This is a genomic window from Pseudomonas sp. FW305-E2 (assembly GCF_058782925.1).
In genome coordinates this window covers 1-14,924 of sequence record NZ_JBYSYE010000073.1, presented here as the reverse complement: position 1 = coordinate 14,924, position 14,924 = coordinate 1, and the positions used below count along the sequence as shown (strand labels likewise).

The window sequence follows — 14,924 nt, the reverse complement described above, 5'->3', positions numbered from 1 at the left end:
CGCCCGGCCCGCCCCCGTTTGCCTTCTCGTTTACCGCCCGTTGTGGCAAAGCCGCGCCTGTGGCTGGTGCAGGAAGGTTCGAATCATGAAGTCAGTAGATTCAAGAGGTTTAACACCATGTTACTGATGATCGACAATTACGACTCATTCACTTACAACGTCGTTCAGTACCTTGGCGAGCTGGGTGCCGAGGTCAAGGTCATTCGCAATGACGAATTGACCATCGCCCAGATCGAGGCCCTCAACCCTGAGCGCATCGTCGTATCCCCGGGCCCGTGCACCCCAAGCGAGGCGGGCGTGTCTATCGAGGCCATCCTGCATTTCGCCGGGAAGTTGCCAATCCTCGGTGTATGCCTGGGCCACCAGTCAATCGGGCAGGCCTTTGGCGGCGACGTTGTACGTGCACGCCAGGTCATGCACGGGAAGACCAGCCCGGTATATCACCGCGACCTGGGCGTGTTCGCCAGCCTTAACAACCCGCTGACCGTGACCCGTTACCACTCGCTGGTGGTAAAGCGTGAAACCTTGCCCGACTGCCTGGAAGTGACCGCCTGGACCTCCCATGCTGACGGTTCGGTCGATGAGATCATGGGCCTGCGCCACAAGACGCTGAATATCGAAGGGGTGCAATTCCACCCTGAGTCGATCCTGACCGAGCAGGGCCACGAACTGTTCGCCAACTTCCTCAAGCAGACCGGCGGCCGCCGTTAAGGATCGAACATGGACATCAAGAATGCGTTGAGCCGTATCGTCGGCCAGTTGGACCTTACTACCGAAGAAATGCGCGAGGTCATGCGCCAGATCATGACCGGTCAGTGCAGCGAGGCGCAGATAGGCGCTTTCCTGATGGGCATGCGCATGAAAAGCGAAAGCATCGACGAAATCGTCGGTGCGGTGTCGGTGATGCGTGAGCTGGCCGAAAAGGTCGAGCTGCAAAGCCTCGATGGTGTCGTCGATATTGTCGGGACCGGCGGTGATGGCGCCAACATCTTCAACGTGTCCACCGCTTCGTCCTTCGTCCTGGCGGCGGCGGGTTGCCCGGTGGCCAAACATGGTAACCGCGCAGTATCGGGCAAGAGCGGCAGTGCCGACCTGCTGGAAGCTGCCGGCATCTACCTGAACCTGACGCCGACTCAAGTGGCACGCTGCATCGACAGCCTGGGCATCGGCTTCATGTTCGCGCAAAGTCACCACTCGGCCATGAAACATGCCGCTGGCCCACGTCGAGAACTGGGGTTGCGCACCCTGTTCAATATGCTCGGCCCGCTTACGAATCCGGCCGGAGTGAAGCACCAGGTGGTCGGTGTGTTCGCGCAAACCCTTTGCCGCCCGCTGGCTGAGGTGCTGCAGCGCCTGGGGAGCAAGCATGTGCTGGTCGTACACTCGAAGGATGGTCTGGACGAGTTCAGCCTGGCTGCACCCACCTTCGTTGCCGAACTGAAAAACGGCGAAATCACTGAATATTGGGTAGAGCCGGAAGACCTCGGCATGAAGAGCCAGAGCCTTCATGGCCTGGCTGTCGAGAGCCCTCAGGCTTCGCTGGAGTTGATCCGCGATGCGCTGGGCCGGCGCAAGACCGAGAACGGTCAGAAGGCCGCCGAGATGATCGTGCTTAATGCTGGCGCGGCGCTGTATGCCGCTGACCATGCCATGAGCCTGAAAGCCGGTGTAGAACTGGCCCATGATGTACTGCACACCGGCTTGGCCTGGGAAAAGCTGCAGGAATTGGGTGCCTTTACTGCAGTATTCAAGGTGGAGAACGAAGCATGAGTGTGCCGACGGTGCTGGAAAGGATCATTGCCCGCAAGTTCCAGGAAGTGGCCGAGCGCAGTGCGCGCGTCAGCCTCGCCGAACTGGAGGGCCTGGCCAAGGCCGCTGACGCCCCGCGAGGCTTCGCCAATGCGCTGATCGAGCAGGCCAAGCGCAAGCAGCCAGCGGTGATTGCCGAAATCAAGAAAGCGTCGCCAAGCAAGGGCGTGATCCGCGAGCACTTCGTGCCAGCGGAAATCGCGGTCAGCTACGAGAAGGGCGGGGCCACCTGCCTGTCGGTGTTGACCGATGTCGATTATTTCCAGGGTGCCGATGAGTACTTGCAGCAGGCCCGCGCGGCGGTTTCGCTGCCGGTGATCCGCAAGGACTTCATGGTCGACCCTTACCAGATCGTCGAAGCCCGGGCCCTGGGCGCAGATTGCGTACTGCTGATCGTGTCGGCGCTGGATGACGTGAAGATGGCTGAACTGGCGGCCACCGCCAAGGACGTCGGCCTCGACGTGCTGGTAGAAGTGCACGATGGCGATGAACTGGAGCGCGCGCTTAAAACCCTGGATACACCGCTGGTTGGGGTGAACAACCGCAACCTGCACACCTTCGAGGTCAGCCTGGAAACCACCCTTGACCTGCTGCCGCGCATTCCGCGCGACCGTCTGGCGATTACCGAAAGCGGTATTCTTAACCGGGCCGATGTGGAGCTGATGGCAATCAACGAGGTTTACTCGTTCCTGGTGGGAGAGGCGTTCATGCGCGCCGAGCAGCCTGGCCTGGAATTACAGCGGCTGTTCTTCCCCGAGCAGGTGAAGAAGACTGTTCAGCAACTGGACTGATCAAATGAAGCCGGCGTTTTTGCCGGCTTTTTTGTACCTGTAATGGCCGCGTCGCGGGCAAGCCCGCCCCTACACGGGGACGCGCCCTGTTGTAGGCGCGGGTTTACCGCGAAGAGGCCCTTGAAATCAACATCATAGGTGGATCAATGACCGATCAACCCCTGGCCCTGAGCGTCGAACAAGGCCTGCACGCCGAGCAGGAACTGCTGGCCGCCGTCTGCCGCGGCGAACGCGAGAATGGTGTGCTGTTCTGGCGCCCCACCGACCACGCGCTGGTCATGCCTCGGCGCATGAGCCGGCTGGGCAACTTCGAGGTCGCCTGCGCGGAACTGGCTATTGCTGGCTGGCCGGTGCTGCTGCGAGAAACCGGCGGCGAGCCAGTGCCTCAGTCGCATTCGACAGTGAACGTTGCACTGGTCTACGCCGCACCGCGCAGCGAAGGCGACCACGGCCGTATCGAAAATGCCTACGAGCGCCTGTGTCTGCCGCTGTGCGATGTGCTGCGCGAGTGGGGCGGTGTAGCGTCAGTCGGGGAAATCGACGGGGCCTTCTGCGATGGCCGCTACAACGTCAACCTCAATGGCCGCAAACTGGTGGGTACCGCCCAGCGCTGGCGTCAGGGCCTGGGTGGCAAGCGCCCTGTGGTGCTGGTGCACGGTGCGCTGCTGCTGGACAACGAGCGTGAGTCGATGGTGGCGGCGGTCAACCGCTTCAACGAGTGCTGTGAGCTGGAGCAACGCTGTCGCGCCGAAGCGCACATCGCCTTGCACGAAGTGGCGCCGGCAGCGCCCTGGTTCGAGCGCCTTTCGCAGGCCTACGCCAAGGTGTTGGCCGAGTTGCCCAAGGACTAGCGGGTACCGTAGACCACCATGGTCTTGCCCTTGACCTGCACCAGGCTGCGTTCCTCGAGGTCCTTGAGAACGCGGCCGACCATTTCCCGAGAGCAACCGACGATTCGGCCGATTTCCTGACGGGTAATCTTGATTTGCATGCCATCGGGGTGGGTCATGGCGTCGGGCTGCTTGCACAGTTCCAGCAGGCAACGGGCAACTCGCCCGGTCACGTCGAAAAATGCCAAATCGCCAACCTTGCGCGTAGTGTTGCGCAGGCGCTGGGCCATTTGACTGCCCAGGGCGTAGAGGATTTCAGGGTCCTGGCGCGCCAGTTCGCGAAACTTTTCGTAGCTGATTTCGGCCACTTCGCATTCGGTCTTGGCGCGTACCCAGGCACTGCGCTGCTGCTCGCCATCAGCGGGCTCGAACAGGCCTAGCTCGCCAAAGAAATCGCCATTGTTGAGGTAGGCGATGATCATTTCATGGCCGTCGTCGTCCTCGATGAGGATGGTGACCGAACCCTTGATGATAAAAGACAGTGTCTCGGCCCGGTCGCCGGCGCAGATGATGTTGCTTTTGGCGGTGTAGCGGCGGCGCTGGCAGTGTACCAGCAGCTTGTCGATGTTCTTTATCTTGGCGGGTAGGGCGGAGGCAACCATCACGAAATCCTGTTCGATACGACGCATAGGCTTTTTATAGAGGTTGGCTGACGGAGAGCGCCAGTCATTTGGCGCCAGCTTATCAGACACTACGAGATGTTTCGGTACTAAACCGACACATCTCGTGCTTTTCCCACAGCCGCACAAGGTCTAAGCTGACACCCTTTTCCGAAAATCAGGAGTCCGGGTAGATGAAGGCACGTATCCAGTGGGCCGGTGAGGCAATGTTCCTCGGCGAATCGGGGAGCGGCCATGTCGTCGTAATGGACGGCCCGCCCGAGGCCGGCGGCCGCAACCTGGGCGTGCGACCGATGGAAATGCTGTTGCTGGGCCTGGGTGGCTGCAGCAGCTTTGACGTGGTGAGCATTCTGAAGAAATCGCGCCAGGCAGTGGAAAGCTGTGAGGCATTTCTGGAGGCAGAGCGCGCCAGCGAAGACCCGAAGGTGTTCACCAAGATTCACATGAACTTCGTGGTGAAGGGGCGTGGGCTGAAAGAAGCGCAGGTCAAGCGGGCGGTGGAGCTGTCGGCGGAAAAGTATTGCTCGGCTTCGATCATGCTCGAGCGTGCCGGGGTTGAGATTACCCATGGGTATGAAATCGTAGAGCTGGGTTAAGGCTGAGATTCCGGGGCCGCTTTGCAGCCCTTGTGGAAGCGGGTGAGCCCGCTCCCACCTGCGGCCCGGGCGAGCTTCAGTCGCGCAGGGCCGGAAGGGCCATCCGCAACCATTGCGGAAGACTGCTTCTTAGCGCCTGGCTCAACCGCTCCCGGCGCTTTTGGTAAACCAGGCCAAGCCAGATAACCCCCAGCCCGATCATGGTCAGCACCACCGGGAACAGCAACGACTGGGCAAACACCTCGTACGACAGATATCCCAGATAAGCCGCCACCCCCAGCGCACCAAACACCATGAACACCGGCCGACGCAGCAGCACCGCCATGCCCATCAGCGCAATGTTGATCAGGCAGTACATGGCCTTGCCCAACTCACTGCCGCTGTCCAGTAGCGTCAACCCGCCCCAGAACGCTGCCAGCCCGGCGAGGTAACCCCAACGGGCGTAGTCCTCACGTGTGCGGCCGTCTATCACGAGGAAAACCACCAGCAAGCCCAGCCCAAACCACAGGGAGACGTGGCGACGCTGCTCCCAACTGAACGGTGAGCCGAAGAACCACTCGCTAAGGTCCATCGACATGAACCACAAGGCCACGGCCATTGGCATGACGACGAACGGGTAGGGGATCAGTCGCAGCATTAGCAGCCCGGCAAGCACCGTGGCTGCTTCCATCGCCAGCCAGCCGCCTTGCACGTAGGTGTAGTACTGGTGGTAGTCAGCCTGCGCATCGTTTAGTGGCCACCAGCCGAGCATGCGTTCGATAGCGAATACCGCCAGCGGCACGATGCTGACGGCTACTGCTGCCAGCACGCCAGCAGCGACGGGCTGGGCGCGGCGTTGCAGATTGAGGGCGAACAAGGTGATCAGCAGGATATAGAGGCTGGCGATGATCAACAGCGCGCCGTCACCGAGGCTCATCCAGGCCTCGGTGAGCAACCAGCCCATTGCCGCCATGATCAGCATGGCGCCAAAGTAGAAGGCAACATGGGCCAGCTGAAAGCTGCCACGTGGTGCGGGTTGCTGGCGCAGGAATGCCAACAGACTTTGGTCCTGGCCTGGTTGGAGAATGCCTGCTTGCACGGCGCGCGCCAGGTCCTTGGCGTCGAATCGATCCGTCATGGTGATGCCTTCAGATGCGGTATGTGCTCTTGGTCATGACCTTGGCCAGCAAGCTCATGCCAAAGCGGACGGGGGCCGGGAAGCGATAACCACCGGCTTCCAGTGCAGACTCGGCGTGCTGTTCTTCGTCGATGCGCATTTGCTCGAGAATGGCCCGGGATTTTTCATCTTCGTGCGGGAGCTGCTCCAGGTGCTCGTCGAGGTGCTTGCACACCTGATGTTCGGTAGCGGCGACGAAGCCCAGGCTGACCTTGTCGCTGACCAGCCCTGCCAGTGCGCCGATGCCGAACGACATGCCGTAGAACAGAGGGTTGAGCACGCTGGGGTGACTGTTCAGCTGGCGAATGCGCTGTTCGCACCAGGCCAGGTGATCCACTTCTTCCTCGGCGGCATGCTCCATGGCCTTGCGCACTTCGGGCAGCTTGGCGGTCAGGGCCTGGCCTTGGTACAACGCCTGGGCGCAGACTTCACCGGTATGGTTGATGCGCATCAGCCCGGCAATATGGCGGGCCTGTTGCTCGTCCAGGTCAACGTCTGGCTGGACGATGGCCGGCGATGGCCGGGCGGGTTGGCCGCTGAAAGGCAGCAAGGTGCGCATGGCGGTATCGGCCTGCAGCAACAAGCGGTCGAGCGGCGAGTAGTGACGTTCGGTAGCCATCGGGCACCTCCGCAAGAATGTGCCCGACAGTTTACCGCAATAGCGGCGGGGTCGCTTGCCGTGGGTCAGCCCGGTGGCCAGTTCATCTGGCGCTGGCCAAGCACGTGCATATGGATGTGGTAGACAGTCTGGCCGCCTTTGGGGTTGCAGTTCATGACCACGCGGAAACCTTCCTCGCAGCCTTGTTCGACAGCCAGGCGCTGGGCGGTGAACAGGATGTGGCCAGCCAGGGCCTTGTCTTCTTCGGTCAGGTCATTGAGGGTGCGAATGTGCTTTTTCGGGATGACCAGAAAATGTACCGGTGCCGCGGGTGCAATGTCCTTGAAGGCCAGGATCTGGTCGTCTTCATAGATGATATCTGCCGGGATTTCCCGGTTGATGATTTTGAGGAATAGATCGTCCACAGCACTTGCTCCATGGTGAGGGTCGGGCCGAGTGTACTCAGCCGGGCGCCGCTCGCCCAGTGGCTATTCCATGCCTAAGGGGCAATAGCGGCGGTGGATGGCCCCGGCCAGCTTGCGCACCAGCCAGCGCGGCAACAGCCGCGGTGCGAACGCCAGCCAGCGGTTGCGCCGGCCAGGCATGATCAGTGCGCGGTTCTTGTCCAGTGCCCGCACGGTGTACAGCGCCACTTCCTCGGGGCTGAGACAGCGCGGCTTGCCATCGAGCCGCGCAATGCGCCGGCGTGCGGAACGTACCGGGCCAGGGCACAGTACAGAGACCTTGATGCCGGTGCGCTTGAGTTCTTCGCGCAGGGCCTGGGAAAAGCTCAGCACATAGGCCTTGCTGGCGGCATAGGCGGCCATCCATGGGCCAGGCGCCACCCCGGCCAGGCCGGCGACGTTGAGAATCTGCCCGCCACCCTGTACAGCCATCAGGTTACCGATGGCGTGGCACAGGCGGCTCAGGGCCAGCACGTTGACTTCCAGCAGATCCTGTTCGTCGGCCCATTCATGGGCCAGGAACGGCCCATAGGTGCGCAAGCCCGCGCAGTTGACCAGCAAATCGATACGCCGCTCACCTTCTTCCAGCTCTAGCACGAAGCCTGAAAGGCGCAACGGCTGACTGAGGTCGCAGGCGCGGAACAGCACCTCGACACCGAAACGCTGGGTCAGCTCGATGGCGACAGGCTCCAGCGTTTCTCGTTGGCGTGCCACCAGGATCAGATTGCGCCCGCGCCGTGCCAGCGCTTCCGCCAAGGCCAGGCCCAGGCCGCTGGAAGCACCAGTGATCATGGCGTAACGGGTCATGCAAGGCTCCTGGGGGCGGAAGAGGGCGCCTAGTGTACAACTTGCCCGTGCAAGGTGTTGCCTTTTGCTACAAGGCGCGGGCGCGCAAAACCTGGCAGCGTTCCAGGGCTTGTCGGTACTCGCCATGCAGGCGCTCGATCAATGCGCTGGCGCTGGGCAGGTCATGGATTGCACCGACGCCCTGGCCCGCTGACCATACGGTCTTCCAGGCCTTGGCTTCGTCATCGATCGGCTTGAGCTTGCCTTGCACCTGCCCGCCTTTGAGGGCGTTCATGTCGTAGCCGGCCTGCTCCAGGCTCTGGCGCAGGAAGCTGGCGGGGATGCCGGACACCACGGGTGTGTGGATGATGTCGGCGGCATGGGCGTTCAGCAGCATCTGTTTGTAGGCGCCCTGAGCCTGGCTTTCTGTGGTGGCGATGAAGCGCGTGCCCATGTACGCCAGGTCCGCCCCCAGCAGTTGTGCGGCCAGGATTTCGTGGCCGTGGTTAATGCAGCCAGCCAGCAGCAGGGTCTTGTCGAAGAACTGGCGAATTTCTGCGGCCAGGGCGAACGGGCTCCAGGTGCCGGCATGGCCGCCTGCGCCTGCGGCGACGGCGATAAGGCCATCGACACCCGCTTCGGCGGCTTTTTCGGCATGCCGGCGGGTGGTGACATCGTGGAGCACCAGGCCGCCGTAGCCGTGTACGGCATCGACCACTTCCTTTACTGCCCCCAGGCTGGTGATAACGATTGGTACACGGTGTGCGACGCACAAGGCCAAGTCGGCCTGCAGGCGCGGGTTGGTCGGGTGGACGATCAGGTTGACGGCGTAGGGCGCTGGCGCCTGCAGTTGAGCCAGGCCTGCCTCGATCTCTTCCAGCCAAGCCTTGAAGCCAGCGCTGTCGCGTTGGTTCAGTGCCGGGAAACTGCCAACCACGCCGCTGGCGCAGCAGGCCAGCACCAATTGGGGGTTGGAGATGAGGAACATCGGCGCGGCAACCACGGGCAGCCGCAGGCGTTGTTCGAGCGAGGCAGGTAGCGACATGGCAAGGCTCCTTGAGCGGGTGGCTATGTCAGAACGGTTTCACCACCACCAGAATGACGATACCCAGCAGGATCAGCACGGGCACTTCGTTGAACCAGCGATAGTAGACGTGGCTGCGGGTGTTGGTGCCATTGGCGAAGCGTTTGCGCTGGGCACCGCACACGTGATGGTAGCCGGTCAGTAGGATCACCAGGGTGAGCTTGGCATGCAGCCACCCCTGGCTCAGCCAGCCGGGGGTGAGGTACAGCATCCAGGCGCCAAAAACGTAGGTGGCGATCATCGCCGGATTCATGATGCCGCGGTACAGCTTGCGCTCCATGGTCGCAAAGCGTTCCTGGCTGATGCTGTCCTGGCTCTGGGCGTGGTAGACGAACAACCTGGGCAGGTAGAACAGGCCGGCGAACCAGCAGACCACGCTGACGATATGCAGCGCTTTGATCCATAGGTAAAGCATGGAGGGAGTTCCTTCAGATAATCACGGTCGTCAGATAGTAGTGGTCAAGCGCCCGAAGGGTCACCCGAAGAGTTGTTACAGGCGCCCTGCGCCCCTATTATCGTGCGCTTTCCAGACGGCTCGTTGATAAGGGGCAAGCGTTATGATCAAGGTCGGTATCGTCGGCGGCACGGGTTACACCGGCGTCGAACTGTTGCGTCTGCTGGCACAGCATCCACAGGCCGAAGTGGCGGTCATTACTTCGCGCTCCGAGGCGGGCGTGGCGGTGGCGGACATGTACCCGAACCTGCGCGGCCACTATGACGGGTTGGCGTTCAGCGTGCCGGACAGCAAGGCTCTGGGGGCCTGTGATGTGGTGTTCTTCGCCACCCCGCATGGTGTTGCCCACGCCCTGGCCGGTGAGCTGCTGGCGGCCGGCACCAAGGTGATCGACCTGTCTGCCGACTTCCGCCTGCAGGATGCCGCCGAGTGGGGCAAGTGGTACGGTCAGCCCCATGGCGCGCCTGAGCTGCTCAAGGACGCGGTATACGGCCTGCCAGAAGTGAACCGCGAGAAGATCCGCCAGGCGCGTCTGATCGCTGTGCCGGGTTGCTACCCGACTGCCACCCAGCTGGGCTTCCTGCCGCTGCTGGAAGCGGGCCTGGCCGATGCGTCGCGCCTGATCGCCGACTGCAAGTCGGGTGTCAGCGGTGCTGGCCGTGGCGCCGCGGTCGGTTCGCTGTTCTGCGAAGCCGGCGAGAGCATGAAGGCCTATGCAGTCAAGGGGCATCGTCACTTGCCAGAAATCAGCCAGGGCTTGCGCCTGGCCGCAGGCAAGGATATCGGCCTGACGTTCGTGCCGCACCTGACGCCGATGATCCGTGGTATCCACGCCACCCTGTACGCAAACGTGGTCGATACCTCGGTCGACCTGCAGGCGCTGTTCGAGAAACGCTATGCCGATGAACCGTTCGTCGACGTGATGCCAGCAGGCAGCCATCCGGAAACCCGTAGCGTGCGTGGTGCCAACGTCTGCCGCATTGCCGTTCATCGCCCGCAGGGTGGTGACCTGGTGGTGGTGCTGTCGGTGATCGACAACCTGGTCAAGGGCGCCTCCGGCCAGGCGGTGCAGAACCTCAACATCCTGTTCGGGCTGGATGAACGCATGGGCCTGTCCCATGCCGGCTTGCTGCCGTAAGGCCACCAGCATTGGAAAAGGCCCGCGTCGTGCGGGCCTTTTTGCAGGTCGCGACTAAAGCCGCACAATTCTTGACCGATTTTCTCGGGAAAGCGGATAATGCGCGTCATCGAGTTTTATGGCGGCTACCGCGCCGGGAGAATCAACATGAGCGTCGAAACCTTCACCCCTACCGGTCTGGAATTTACCCACGGGGCAGCCCAGAAGGTGAAGAACCTGGTCAATGAGGAAGGCAATGAGCGTCTGAAGCTGCGAGTGTTCGTTACCGGTGGCGGTTGCTCCGGCTTCCAGTACGGCTTCACCTTCGATGAAGACGTGGCCGAAGATGACACCATTGTCGAGCGCGAGGGCGTTTCCCTGGTGGTCGACCCGATGAGCTTCCAGTACCTGGCGGGTGCCGAAGTGGACTACCAGGAAGGCCTGGAAGGTTCGCGGTTCGTGATCAAGAACCCGAATGCCGCGACCACCTGCGGTTGCGGGTCTTCGTTCTCGATCTAAGGGCTGGGCATACGAAAACGCCGCGCAATCGCGCGGCGTTTTGCTTTCTGGCGTAGCGGCTATGCCGGGTAGATTGCACCCAGTACGCGCAGGCCCTTGGCGGCAGTGACGCTGGGGCGGTTGGCGGCGATACCCTCCAGGCAGCAGTGAGCCAGCCAGGCGAAGGCCATGGCTTCGACCCAGTCCGGGTCTACGCCATAGGCGCCAGTGCTTGCGACACGGGCCGCCGGTAGCAGCTGGCCAAGACGGGCCATCAGCGCGCCGTTGCGGGCGCCCCCACCACAGACCAACAGCGCCTCGGTGCCTTGCTGGGCTTTGCCAAGCGAATCGATGATGCTGCGTGCGGTCAGCTCCAGCAGTGTCGCCTGCACGTCCTGGGCCCGGTATGCCGGCAGGTTGGCCAGGTGGCGATCCAGCCAAGGCAGGTTGAACACCTCGCGGCCGGTACTCTTGGGGCCGCTGCCGGCAAAGAACGGGTCAGCCATCAGTGCGCTGAGCAACCCGGGCTGAACCACACCTGAGGCAGCCCAGGCGCCATCTGCATCGTAGGCGTGGCCGTGCTCGCGCTCGATCCAGGCATCCAGCAGCACGTTCCCCGGGCCGCAATCGAACCCATGAACTGGCTTGTCCTGCTCGATCAGGCTGAGGTTGCTGAAACCGCCTACGTTGAGGATTGCCAGGCGTCGGCCAAGCTGGCTGAACAGGGTTTCGTGGAAGGCCGGTACCAGTGGCGCGCCCTGGCCACCGGCAGCCACATCGCGACGGCGGAAGTCGGCGACCACGCTGATGCCGGTCAGCTCGGCGAGCAGTGCGGGGTTACCGATCTGCACAGTAAAGCCGCGGGACGGTTCATGGCGAATGGTCTGACCGTGGCTGCCAATGGCGCGAATGGCTTCGGGCTTCAGTCCCTGGCGAGCCAGCAGTTGGCGGATACCTTCGCCGGCCAGGCTGGCCCAGCGGTTTTCCGCCAGTGCGGCACGGGCAATCTCGTCAGTGCCGCTACTGCACAGGGCCAGCAGGTCCTTGCGCAGGTCCGGGGGCATGGGCAGGTAGTGGGTGGCGAGCAGTTCAAGCTGCTCGCCTTGTTCGATCAGGGCGATATCCAGGCCATCGAGGCTGGTACCGGACATCACCCCCAGGTAGAGCGCCATGGGTTAGCGCTTGTTCGCTGCGAGCAGGGTGGCCTTTTCCTGATCCATGCGGGCAATCAGCGGCTGGCTCTGCTGCAGGAAGCGCTGACGCTCGTTCTTGGCAATCGGGTCAGCCATTGGCACCTTCTGGCTCAGCGGGTCGACGTGCACGCCGTTGACCTGGAACTCGTAGTGCAGGTGTGGTCCGGTGGACAGGCCGGTAGTGCCGATGTAGCCAATGATCTGGCCCTGTTTGACCGTACTGCCGGTCTTGATGCCTTTGGCAAAGCCCTGCATGTGGCCATACAGCGTTTTGTAGCGGTTGCCATGCTGAATGATCACGGTATTGCCGTAGCCACCACGGCGCCCGGCCAGTTCGATGCGACCGTCACCGGCAGCCTTGATCGGAGTACCTCGTGGGGCCGCGTAGTCGACGCCTTTGTGGGCGCGGATCTTGTTCAGGATGGGGTGCTTGCGACCGGCGGAAAAGCGCGAGCTGATGCGGGCGAAGTCCACCGGGGTACGGATGAATGCCTTGCGCAGGCTGTTGCCGTCGGCGGTGTAGTAGGTAGTGTTGCCCTGCTTGTTGGTGTAGCGCACGGCAGTGTAGGTTTTGCCGCGGTTGGTGAAGCGCGCAGAGAGGATGTTACCGGTGCCGACGACCTTGCCGTCCATCACCTTCTGTTCGTAGACCACGTCGAACTCGTCCCCTGGGCGAATATCCTGGGCGAAGTCGATGTCGTAACCCAGCACGCGGGCCATGTCCATGGTCATGCTGTGGGACAGGCCGGCGCGCTGGGCGGAAGCAGACAGCGAGCTCTTGATCACGCCGTGGGCATAGGCGGTGCGTATCACCGGCTTGCTGATTTCACGGTTGAATGTGTAGCCCTTGGCGGTTTTGGTCAGGCGAATGGTTTCGAGGTTGCTGACTTTGCTGTGCAGACTGGCCAGCTGGCCATCCTTGTCGAGCTCGAATTGCAAGACCTGGCCGTGCTTGAGCTGGCTGAACTGCTTGGCCTGCTTGTTGCTGGCCAGCAAGTCATGCACAGCATTGGCGGGCAGGCCGACCTTGGCGAACAGGGTGGACAGGGTATCGCCGCGGGCCACGGTGACTTCGCGGTGGCCAGGCTCCTTGGCGGCCTCGGCAACCGGTTCGGCGGCCGGGGCCTGCTGATCGGCCTTCTGGGTTTCGGGGGTAGCCTCTTCGATCTGGGCGAAAGGCGAGCCTTGCTCACCTTCGCTTTGCACCAGGGGCGCGGCGCGGGATTCGTCTTTCAGCTGCTCGGCAGGGCTTTCGAGCTCGAGGTTGAGGGTAGTTTTCTTGGCTTCCACTTCGCTGGAAGGAAATACCAGCAAAGCCAGGCTGAGCAGGGCGGCGATGCCGCTGGCGGCCAACAGATGGCTCTTCGGATAAAGCGGGGGCGCTTTAGGCGGTTCGTTGGTCATGGGCAAGGTGACTTTGAAAAAGGTGAAATGGAAAAGATGAATGACATGATGAAGATGAAATAACTGTATAAAATATAACCAAATCCATTTTCACGCAAGGGCGCGTAGACGCCGCAAGCCTGTGTTCGGGTCACATTCCTTTGCGAAACTTGTATTTGACGGCCGATCTTGTATGGTTGGCTCCCCCTGAATCTGAGCCTTGCGGGTTTGTCTATGAAGTCGGTTGAAGAGCAGCTGGCGCTTATCAAGCGCGGTGCGGAAGAAGTACTGGTCGAGTCGGAACTGGTGGAGAAGCTCAAGCGCGGCCAACCTCTGCGCATCAAGGCCGGCTTCGACCCGACCGCTCCGGACCTGCACCTGGGTCACACGGTGCTGATCAACAAGCTGCGCCAGTTCCAGGATCTGGGCCATCAGGTCATCTTCCTGATCGGTGACTTCACCGGCATGATCGGCGACCCGAGTGGCAAGAGCGCCACGCGCCCGCCGCTGACCCGCGAACAGGTGCTGGAGAACGCTGAGACGTACAAGCAGCAGGTGTTCAAGATTCTTGATCCGGCCAAGACTGAAGTCGCGTTCAACTCCACGTGGATGGACAAGCTGACCCCTGCCGATTTCATTCGCCTGGCTTCGCAGTACACCGTCGCGCGCATGCTGGAGCGTGATGACTTCGACAAGCGTTACACCACCAATCAGCCGATTGCCATTCACGAGTTCCTCTATCCGCTGGTGCAGGGGTACGACTCGGTAGCGCTGAAAGCGGACGTCGAGCTGGGCGGTACCGACCAGAAGTTCAACCTGCTGATGGGGCGTGAACTGCAGCGGTCTTATGGCCAGGAAGCGCAGAACATCGTGACCATGCCACTGCTCGAAGGGCTCGACGGTGTGAAGAAGATGTCGAAGTCGCTGGGCAACTATGTCGGCATCCAGGAAGCGCCAGGGGTGATGTACAGCAAGCTGGTGTCGATCCCGGATACCCTGATGTGGCGTTACTTCGAGCTGCTGAGCTTCCGTTCGATGGAAGAAATCGAGCAGTTCCGGGCCGATGTTGCCAATGGCGCCAACCCACGTGACATCAAGATCAAGCTGGCGGAAGAAATTGTGGCGCGCTTCCATGGTGAGGAGGCTGCGGCCAATGCTCACCGTGCTGCCGGTAACCGTATGAAGGAAGGCGAGCTGCCGGAAGACTTGCCGGAGATCGAAGTGGCTGCGGCGGAAGACCTGCCAATTGCTGCGGTGCTGAACCGGGCTGGTCTGGTCAAGAACTCGGCGCAGGCGCGAGACTTGCTGAATGGCGGCGCGGTGAAAGTTGATGGTGCAGTGGTCGACAAGGACTTCATGTTTGTCCGTGGTGCTACCCATGTATGTCAGGCGGGCAAGAAGTCGTTTGGCCGGGTTACCCTCAAGGCTGAGTGATTGCCTGGATGGTGTAGCTATATAGAAGCGGGGAGGCCGGTAGGCCTCCCC

General features: G+C 61.8%; 17 protein-coding genes. 8 read left to right on the top strand and 9 right to left on the bottom strand.

Features of this window, described 5'->3' with window-relative positions; translation table 11 throughout:
• Window positions 1–117 precede the first annotated feature (117 nt).
• The 4 genes from AC3WLP_RS27095 (at window position 118) to AC3WLP_RS27080 (ending at window position 3,451) form a co-directional block, all read left to right on the top strand.
• The gene (locus AC3WLP_RS27095; protein ID WP_004574924.1) at window positions 118–711 is read left to right on the top strand and encodes an aminodeoxychorismate/anthranilate synthase component II; all 594 of its coding nucleotides are present in this window, start codon (window positions 118–120) and stop codon (window positions 709–711) included.
• A gap of 9 nt (window positions 712–720) precedes the next feature.
• Window positions 721–1,770 carry an anthranilate phosphoribosyltransferase gene (gene trpD / locus AC3WLP_RS27090; protein WP_011953314.1) on the top strand — a complete coding sequence of 350 codons (1,050 nt, stop codon included), beginning with the start codon at window positions 721–723 and terminating at the stop codon, window positions 1,768–1,770.
• Window positions 1,767–2,600: an indole-3-glycerol phosphate synthase TrpC gene (gene trpC, locus AC3WLP_RS27085; RefSeq protein ID WP_003255528.1), complete on the top strand. Its 834-nt coding sequence runs from the start codon at window positions 1,767–1,769 to the stop codon at window positions 2,598–2,600. The genes trpD and trpC overlap by 4 nt, the downstream gene beginning before the upstream one ends.
• Window positions 2,601–2,746: 146 nt before the next feature.
• Window positions 2,747–3,451 carry a lipoate--protein ligase family protein gene (locus tag AC3WLP_RS27080; RefSeq protein WP_088513514.1) on the top strand — a complete coding sequence of 235 codons (705 nt, stop codon included), beginning with the start codon at window positions 2,747–2,749 and terminating at the stop codon, window positions 3,449–3,451.
• On the opposite strand, the gene crp is transcribed toward AC3WLP_RS27080, so the two are convergent.
• Window positions 3,448–4,092 carry a cAMP-activated global transcriptional regulator CRP gene (gene crp, locus AC3WLP_RS27075; protein ID WP_088513513.1) on the bottom strand — a complete coding sequence of 215 codons (645 nt, stop codon included), beginning with the start codon at window positions 4,090–4,092 and terminating at the stop codon, window positions 3,448–3,450. The two genes, AC3WLP_RS27080 and crp, sit on opposite strands and share 4 nt — an antisense overlap.
• A gap of 191 nt (window positions 4,093–4,283) precedes the next feature.
• Here crp and AC3WLP_RS27070 point away from each other — a divergent pair, with 191 nt between their 5' ends.
• Window positions 4,284–4,706 carry an OsmC family protein gene (locus tag AC3WLP_RS27070; RefSeq protein ID WP_004376171.1) on the top strand — a complete coding sequence of 141 codons (423 nt, stop codon included), beginning with the start codon at window positions 4,284–4,286 and terminating at the stop codon, window positions 4,704–4,706.
• 76 nt (window positions 4,707–4,782) lie between these two features.
• On the opposite strand, the gene AC3WLP_RS27065 is transcribed toward AC3WLP_RS27070, so the two are convergent.
• The 6 genes from AC3WLP_RS27065 to hemJ all read right to left on the bottom strand — a co-directional run bounded on the left by AC3WLP_RS27065 (window position 4,783) and on the right by hemJ (window position 9,209).
• Entirely contained in the window at window positions 4,783–5,823 is a 1,041-nt protein-coding gene (locus AC3WLP_RS27065) for a DUF2157 domain-containing protein (protein ID WP_088513512.1), read from the bottom strand.
• A gap of 10 nt (window positions 5,824–5,833) precedes the next feature.
• Window positions 5,834–6,481, bottom strand: a complete 648-nt coding sequence (gene coq7, locus AC3WLP_RS27060) for a 2-polyprenyl-3-methyl-6-methoxy-1,4-benzoquinone monooxygenase (RefSeq protein ID WP_011953317.1) — start codon at window positions 6,479–6,481, stop codon at window positions 5,834–5,836.
• A 65-nt stretch (window positions 6,482–6,546) separates the two neighbouring features.
• A complete protein-coding gene (locus tag AC3WLP_RS27055; protein WP_003255518.1) occupies window positions 6,547–6,885 on the bottom strand; it encodes a histidine triad nucleotide-binding protein in 339 nt (112 codons plus the stop codon).
• A gap of 63 nt (window positions 6,886–6,948) precedes the next feature.
• Window positions 6,949–7,731 (bottom strand): SDR family NAD(P)-dependent oxidoreductase, encoded by a 783-nt coding sequence (locus AC3WLP_RS27050; protein WP_003255516.1) that lies wholly within the window; start codon window positions 7,729–7,731, stop codon window positions 6,949–6,951.
• A 67-nt stretch (window positions 7,732–7,798) separates the two neighbouring features.
• Window positions 7,799–8,755, bottom strand: coding sequence for an NAD(P)H-dependent flavin oxidoreductase (locus AC3WLP_RS27045; protein WP_054888499.1), 957 nt, complete (start codon window positions 8,753–8,755; stop codon window positions 7,799–7,801).
• Between the two features lie 28 nt (window positions 8,756–8,783).
• Window positions 8,784–9,209: a protoporphyrinogen oxidase HemJ gene (hemJ, locus tag AC3WLP_RS27040; protein ID WP_003255513.1), complete on the bottom strand. Its 426-nt coding sequence runs from the start codon at window positions 9,207–9,209 to the stop codon at window positions 8,784–8,786.
• Between the two features lie 142 nt (window positions 9,210–9,351).
• On the opposite strand from hemJ, the gene argC reads away from it, so the two are divergent.
• Entirely contained in the window at window positions 9,352–10,386 is a 1,035-nt protein-coding gene (argC, locus tag AC3WLP_RS27035; RefSeq protein ID WP_003255512.1) for an N-acetyl-gamma-glutamyl-phosphate reductase, read from the top strand.
• Window positions 10,387–10,533: 147 nt separating this feature from the next.
• On the top strand, window positions 10,534–10,884 hold the full coding sequence (erpA, locus tag AC3WLP_RS27030; RefSeq protein ID WP_003255511.1) for an iron-sulfur cluster insertion protein ErpA: 351 nt from the start codon (window positions 10,534–10,536) through the stop codon (window positions 10,882–10,884).
• A gap of 59 nt (window positions 10,885–10,943) precedes the next feature.
• Here the strand turns inward: erpA and AC3WLP_RS27025 are convergent, their stop codons facing one another.
• On the bottom strand, window positions 10,944–12,035 hold the full coding sequence (locus AC3WLP_RS27025) for an anhydro-N-acetylmuramic acid kinase (RefSeq protein WP_011953320.1): 1,092 nt from the start codon (window positions 12,033–12,035) through the stop codon (window positions 10,944–10,946).
• A 3-nt stretch (window positions 12,036–12,038) separates the two neighbouring features.
• Entirely contained in the window at window positions 12,039–13,460 is a 1,422-nt protein-coding gene (locus AC3WLP_RS27020; protein ID WP_003255509.1) for a peptidoglycan DD-metalloendopeptidase family protein, read from the bottom strand.
• 213 nt (window positions 13,461–13,673) lie between these two features.
• Between AC3WLP_RS27020 and tyrS the strand changes: the two genes are divergently transcribed.
• Window positions 13,674–14,873 (top strand): tyrosine--tRNA ligase, encoded by a 1,200-nt coding sequence (gene tyrS, locus AC3WLP_RS27015; RefSeq protein WP_088513511.1) that lies wholly within the window; start codon window positions 13,674–13,676, stop codon window positions 14,871–14,873.
• Window positions 14,874–14,924 lie beyond the last annotated feature (51 nt).

Bases quoted from the DNA above. Each gene is read 5' to 3' on its own strand.
- trpD (WP_011953314.1), top strand. From the start codon at position 721: ATGGACATCAAGAATGCGTTGAGCCGTATCGTCGGCCAGTTGGACCTT.
- AC3WLP_RS27095 (WP_004574924.1), top strand. From the start codon at position 118: ATGTTACTGATGATCGACAATTACGACTCATTCACTTACAACGTCGTT.
- AC3WLP_RS27025 (WP_011953320.1), bottom strand. From the start codon at position 12,035: ATGGCGCTCTACCTGGGGGTGATGTCCGGTACCAGCCTCGATGGCCTG.
- crp (WP_088513513.1), bottom strand. From the start codon at position 4,092: ATGGTTGCCTCCGCCCTACCCGCCAAGATAAAGAACATCGACAAGCTG.
- AC3WLP_RS27065 (WP_088513512.1), bottom strand. From the start codon at position 5,823: ATGACGGATCGATTCGACGCCAAGGACCTGGCGCGCGCCGTGCAAGCA.
- erpA (WP_003255511.1), top strand. From the start codon at position 10,534: ATGAGCGTCGAAACCTTCACCCCTACCGGTCTGGAATTTACCCACGGG.
- AC3WLP_RS27020 (WP_003255509.1), bottom strand. From the start codon at position 13,460: ATGACCAACGAACCGCCTAAAGCGCCCCCGCTTTATCCGAAGAGCCAT.
- AC3WLP_RS27045 (WP_054888499.1), bottom strand. From the start codon at position 8,755: ATGTCGCTACCTGCCTCGCTCGAACAACGCCTGCGGCTGCCCGTGGTT.
- hemJ (WP_003255513.1), bottom strand. From the start codon at position 9,209: ATGCTTTACCTATGGATCAAAGCGCTGCATATCGTCAGCGTGGTCTGC.
- trpC (WP_003255528.1), top strand. From the start codon at position 1,767: ATGAGTGTGCCGACGGTGCTGGAAAGGATCATTGCCCGCAAGTTCCAG.
- tyrS (WP_088513511.1), top strand. From the start codon at position 13,674: ATGAAGTCGGTTGAAGAGCAGCTGGCGCTTATCAAGCGCGGTGCGGAA.
- AC3WLP_RS27050 (WP_003255516.1), bottom strand. From the start codon at position 7,731: ATGACCCGTTACGCCATGATCACTGGTGCTTCCAGCGGCCTGGGCCTG.
- argC (WP_003255512.1), top strand. From the start codon at position 9,352: ATGATCAAGGTCGGTATCGTCGGCGGCACGGGTTACACCGGCGTCGAA.
- AC3WLP_RS27080 (WP_088513514.1), top strand. From the start codon at position 2,747: ATGACCGATCAACCCCTGGCCCTGAGCGTCGAACAAGGCCTGCACGCC.
- AC3WLP_RS27070 (WP_004376171.1), top strand. From the start codon at position 4,284: ATGAAGGCACGTATCCAGTGGGCCGGTGAGGCAATGTTCCTCGGCGAA.
- coq7 (WP_011953317.1), bottom strand. From the start codon at position 6,481: ATGGCTACCGAACGTCACTACTCGCCGCTCGACCGCTTGTTGCTGCAG.